Here is a 5,543-nt window from a genome sequence, read left to right on the forward strand (position 1 = left end):
GGCGTGACGGGCGCGACCCGCTGTCGTTGGGTGCTGCGGTGCGCGGGTTGATCACGGAGCGGGGCTGGGAGGTCCCGGCTGCGGTGGGCGGAGTGATGGGGCGCTGGCCTCAGTTGGTGGGGCCGGAGGTCGCGCAGCACTGCGAGCCCGAGCACTACGACGAGGAGGAGCGGGTGCTCACGGTTCGCTGCGACTCGACGGCGTGGGCGACGCAGTTGAGGCTGCTCGCGCCCCGCCTGGTGGCGCGGTTGAACGAGGATCTGGGGCAGGGGACGGTCGTGTTGCTGAAGGTGCGGGGCCCGCAGGCTCCGAACACTCAGCGTGGCCGCCTGCGTGCTCCCGGTAGCAAGGGACCGGGTGACACCTACGGGTGATTCGTGACGGCGCTCACGGTGATGGAGCGTTGACAGCCCGAAGCGCTGAGCGCCCCTGTGAGCGTTCTGGCCCCCCGGTCCGCATATGGGGAGTCGGCGGACGCCAGTTCAGGTCGGCACATGCGGACTCAGGCACCCGCAAACCCCCATTCACGCTGCCACCCCCGGTACACTGATGACGAACCCGCCCAGTTGCGGAACATGTCGAACGACGCAGCCGCTCCACCTTGCCCCGGAGTCGGCCTGTGCTGTGCCAGAAAGGGCGCTTCGTGGCCGATTCCGGCGATCTCAACGAGAACGAGAACAACTCTCCCGATACGGATGCCGCGCTGGTCGACGGCGCCGGTGCCGATGTGCCTCCGGTGGGCCCCCCGGTATCGCCCGTCTCGGCCGTGGCCGAGCCGTCGTACGACGCGAGCGCGATCACCGTCCTCGAGGGCCTCGAGGCGGTGCGGAAGCGCCCCGGCATGTACATCGGGTCGACCGGAGAGCGTGGTCTGCATCACCTCGTCTACGAGGTCGTGGACAACTCCGTCGATGAGGCGCTGGCCGGGCACGCGGACTTGATCGATGTGGCGCTGCTGGCCGACGGCGGCGTGCGGGTCGTGGACAACGGCCGTGGCATCCCCGTGGGCATCGTTCCCTCGGAGGGCAAGCCGGCCGTCGAGGTCGTCCTCACGGTGCTGCACGCGGGCGGCAAGTTCGGCGGTGGCGGTTACGCGGTCTCCGGCGGTCTGCACGGTGTGGGTGTCTCCGTCGTCAACGCGCTTTCGCAGCGGGTGGCGGTGGAGATCCGGACGGACGGCCACCGCTGGACGCAGGACTACAAGCTGGGTGTGCCGACGGCCCCGTTGAAGCAGAACGAGACGACGGACGAGACCGGCACCACGGTCACGTTCTGGGCCGACTCGGAGATCTTCGAGAGCACGGACTACTCGTTCGAGACGCTCTCGCGCCGGTTCCAGGAGATGGCCTTCCTCAACAGGGGCCTGACGATCCAGCTCACCGACGAGCGTCCCGAGCATGTGGACGAGGAGGGCAATCAGCTCTCCGTCCGCTATCACTACGAGGGCGGCATCTCCGACTTCGTGCGCTATCTCAACTCCCGCAAGGGCGAGTTGGTGCACCCGACGGTGATCGACATCGAGGCCGAGGACAAGGAGCGGATGCTCTCGGTCGAGATCGCGATGCAGTGGAACAACCAGTACAGCGAAGGTGTGTACTCCTTCGCGAACACGATCCACACGCATGAGGGCGGTACGCACGAGGAGGGCTTCCGTGCGGCGCTGACGGGGTTGATCAACCGGTACGCGCGGGACAAGCGGCTGCTGCGCGACAAGGACGACAACCTCACCGGTGAGGACATCCGTGAGGGTCTGACGGCGATCATCTCGGTGAAGTTGGGTGAGCCGCAGTTCGAGGGCCAGACGAAGACGAAGCTGGGCAACACGGAGGCCAAGACCTTCGTTCAGAAGATCGCGCACGAGCATCTGAACGACTGGCTGGACCGTAACCCCAACGAGGCCGCCGACATCATCCGCAAGGGCATCCAGGCGGCGACGGCGCGGGTGGCCGCCCGCAAGGCACGTGACCTGACGCGCCGCAAGGGCCTGTTGGAGACGGCTTCGCTGCCGGGCAAGCTGAGCGACTGCCAGTCGAACGACCCCGCCAAGTGCGAGATCTTCATCGTCGAGGGCGACTCGGCCGGCGGTTCGGCCAAGTCGGGCCGGAACCCGGAGTTCCAGGCGATCCTCCCGATCCGCGGCAAGATCCTCAACGTGGAGAAGGCGCGCATCGACAAGGTGCTGCAGAACGCCGAAGTGCAGGCCCTGATCTCGGCGTTCGGCACGGGCATCCACGAGGACTTCGACATCGCGAAGCTGCGGTACCAGAAGATCATTCTCATGGCCGACGCCGACGTCGACGGCCAGCACATCAACACCCTGCTGCTCACCCTGCTGTTCCGCTTCATGCGGCCGCTGGTGGAGGCGGGTCACGTCTTCCTCTCGCAGCCGCCGCTCTACAAGGTCAAGTGGGGCCGGGACGAGCACCAGTACGCCTACTCCGACCGCGAGCGCGACAGCCTGGTCCAGCTCGGCCGTGAGCAGGGCAAGCGGATGAGGGACGACTCGATCCAGCGCTTCAAGGGTCTGGGCGAGATGAACGCCGAGGAGCTGCGCATCACCACCATGGACTCCGACCACCGCGTGCTGCGCCAGGTGACCCTGGACGACGCCGCGGCAGCCGACGATCTGTTCTCGATCCTCATGGGTGAGGACGTGGAGGCGCGGCGCTCGTTCATCCAGCGCAACGCCAAGGACGTCAGGTTCCTCGACATCTGAGCACGTCGGCCCGTACCCCGCCGTTGGAGTTCGGCGCACCGCCACACACGACAAGGACTTGAGCTGAGCCATGGCCGACGAGACTTCCCCCACCCCCGAAAGCCCCGAGGGCGACCAGGGTCCCGAGCCGATCGTCGCCGGCGATCCGGCACCCGTGCAGATCGAGAACGCCGCCTCGCGCGTCGAGCCGGTGAGCCTCGAGACGGAGATGCAGCGCTCGTATCTCGACTACGCGATGAGCGTGATCGTCTCGCGTGCCCTGCCGGACGTCCGCGACGGCCTGAAGCCGGTGCACCGGCGCGTGCTGTACGCCATGTACGACGGCGGCTACCGGCCGGAGAAGGGCTTCTACAAGTGCGCCCGCGTCGTCGGCGACGTGATGGGCACGTACCACCCGCACGGTGACTCCTCCATCTACGACGCCCTGGTGCGGCTCGCGCAGCACTGGTCGATGCGGATGCCGCTGGTGGACTCCAACGGCAACTTCGGTTCGCCGGGCAACGACCCTGCCGCGGCCATGCGGTACACCGAGTGCAAGATGACGCAGCTCTCGATGGAGATGCTGCGGGACATCGACGAGGGCACGGTCGATTTCCAGGACAACTACGACGGCCGCAACCAGGAGCCGACAGTCCTGCCGGCGCGCTTCCCGAACCTGCTCATCAACGGCAGCGCGGGCATCGCGGTCGGCATGGCCACGAACATCCCGCCGCACAACCTGCGCGAAGTGGCGTCGGGTGCGCAGTGGTACCTGGAGCACCCGGACGCCTCCAACGAGGAGTTGCTGGAAGCGCTGATCGAGCGGATCAAGGGTCCGGACTTCCCCACGGGCGCCCTCATCGTGGGCCGCAGGGGGATCGAGGAGGCGTACCGCACCGGGCGCGGCTCGATCACGATGCGCGCGGTGGTGGAGGTCGAGGAGATCCAGGGGCGGCAGTGCCTGGTGGTGACCGAGCTCCCGTACCAGACCAACCCGGACAACCTGGCGCTGAAGATCGCCGAGTTGGTGAAGGACGGCCGTGTCGGCGGCATCGCCGACGTACGGGACGAGACCTCCTCCCGTACGGGCCAGCGCCTGGTGATCGTCCTCAAGCGGGACGCCGTCGCCAAGGTGGTGCTCAACAACCTCTACAAGCACACCGACCTGCAGACGAACTTCGGCGCGAACATGCTGGCGCTCGTCGAGGGCGTGCCGCGGACGCTGTCCCTGGACGCGTTCATCCGGCACTGGGTCAAGCACCAGATCGACGTCATCGTGCGCCGTACGCAGTTCAGGCTGCGCAAGGCCGAGGAGCGGGCGCACATTCTGCGCGGTCTGCTGAAGGCGCTGGACGCGATCGACGAGGTCATCGCGTTGATCCGCCGCAGCCAGACCGTCGAGGACGCGCGCCGCGGACTGATCGACCTCCTCGAGATCGACGAGATCCAGGCGAACGCCATCCTGGAGATGCAGCTGCGCCGCCTGGCCGCTCTGGAGCGGCAGAAGATCACCGCCGAGCACGACGATCTTCAGGCGAAGATCGACGAGTACAAGGCGATCCTGGCCTCGCCGGGCCGGCAGCGGCAGATCATCGGTGAGGAACTGACCGCCGTGGTCGACAAGTTCGGCGACGAACGGCGCACGAAGCTGATCCCCTTCGAGGGCGACATGTCCATCGAGGACCTGATCGCGGAGGAGGACATCGTCGTCACGATCACGCGTGGCGGCTATGTGAAGCGTACGAAGACCGTCGACTACCGGGCACAGAAGCGCGGCGGCAAGGGCGTGCGCGGGACGAAGCTCAAAGAGGACGACATCGTCGACCACTTCTTCGTCTCCACCACCCACCACTGGCTGCTCTTCTTCACCAACAAGGGCCGTGTCTACCGGGCGAAGGCCTACGAGTTGCCGGATGCGAGCCGGGAGGCGCGCGGCCAGCACGTCGCGAACCTGCTGGCCTTCCAGCCGGACGAGCAGATCGCCGAGATGATCGCCATCCGGGACTACGAGGCGGTGCCGTACCTGGTGCTGGCCACCAAGTCGGGCCTGGTGAAGAAGACTCCGCTGAAGGACTACGACTCACCGCGCTCCGGCGGCGTCATCGCGATCAACCTCCGTCAGATGGACGACGGGCGCGACGACGAGCTGATCGGCGCGGAGCTGGTCTCCTCGGAGGACGACCTGCTGCTGGTGAGCCGCAAGGCCCAGTCGATCCGCTTCACGGCGACGGACGAGGCGCTGCGGCCCATGGGACGTGCGACTTCCGGTGTGAAGGGGATGAGTTTCCGTGAAGGTGACGAACTTCTCTCGATGAACGTCGTCCGTGCCGGTACGTTCGTGTTCACCGCCACTGACGGCGGGTATGCGAAGCGGACCAATGTGGACGACTACCGCGTGCAGGGCCGTGGTGGTCTGGGCATCAAGGCCGCAAAGATCGTGGAGGACCGCGGTTCGCTGGTCGGCGCGCTGGTGGTCGAGGAGAGCGACGAGATCCTCGCCATCACGCTCGGCGGTGGCGTGATCCGTACACGCGTGAGTGGGGTCAGGGAGACGGGCCGTGACACCATGGGCGTCCAACTGATCAACCTGGGCAAGCGGGATGCGGTTGTCGGTGTTGCCCGCAACGCCGAGGCCGGTCGCGAGGCCGAGGAAGTGGAAGCGGCTGTGGAGCCCGGTGAAGAGCCGGGCGAGGAGCCCCAGGCCACGTCGAATGAGCCGGATGACGCGGACGACGAGGAGTAAGGCGTGAGTGGTGCCCAGCCACAGCCGCGTGCGCAGCAGGAGGCCGACGCGCAGTCGGAGGCCCAGCCTCAGCCGCACGCGCAGCCTCAGCCGCAACCCCAGCCG

General features: G+C 67.1%; 3 protein-coding genes. All 3 read left to right on the plus strand.

What is annotated here, in order from left to right; genetic code table 11:
* On the plus strand, positions 1 to 374 hold a 374-nt coding region (locus H5J26_RS27830; RefSeq protein WP_181768729.1), incomplete at its 5' end, for a DUF721 domain-containing protein.
* 245 nt (positions 375 to 619) lie between these two features.
* Positions 620 to 2,716: a DNA topoisomerase (ATP-hydrolyzing) subunit B gene (gyrB, locus tag H5J26_RS27835; protein ID WP_181768730.1), complete on the plus strand. Its 2,097-nt coding sequence runs from the start codon at positions 620 to 622 to the stop codon at positions 2,714 to 2,716.
* Positions 2,717 to 2,786: 70 nt separating this feature from the next.
* Positions 2,787 to 5,438: a DNA gyrase subunit A gene (gene gyrA, locus H5J26_RS27840; RefSeq protein ID WP_181768731.1), complete on the plus strand. Its 2,652-nt coding sequence runs from the start codon at positions 2,787 to 2,789 to the stop codon at positions 5,436 to 5,438.
* The last annotated feature ends 105 nt before the right edge of the window (positions 5,439 to 5,543 follow it).

The sequence above is a fragment of the Streptomyces albidus (ex Kaewkla and Franco 2022) genome, from assembly GCF_013870515.1.
GTDB lineage: Bacteria > Actinomycetota > Actinomycetes > Streptomycetales > Streptomycetaceae > Streptomyces > Streptomyces albidus.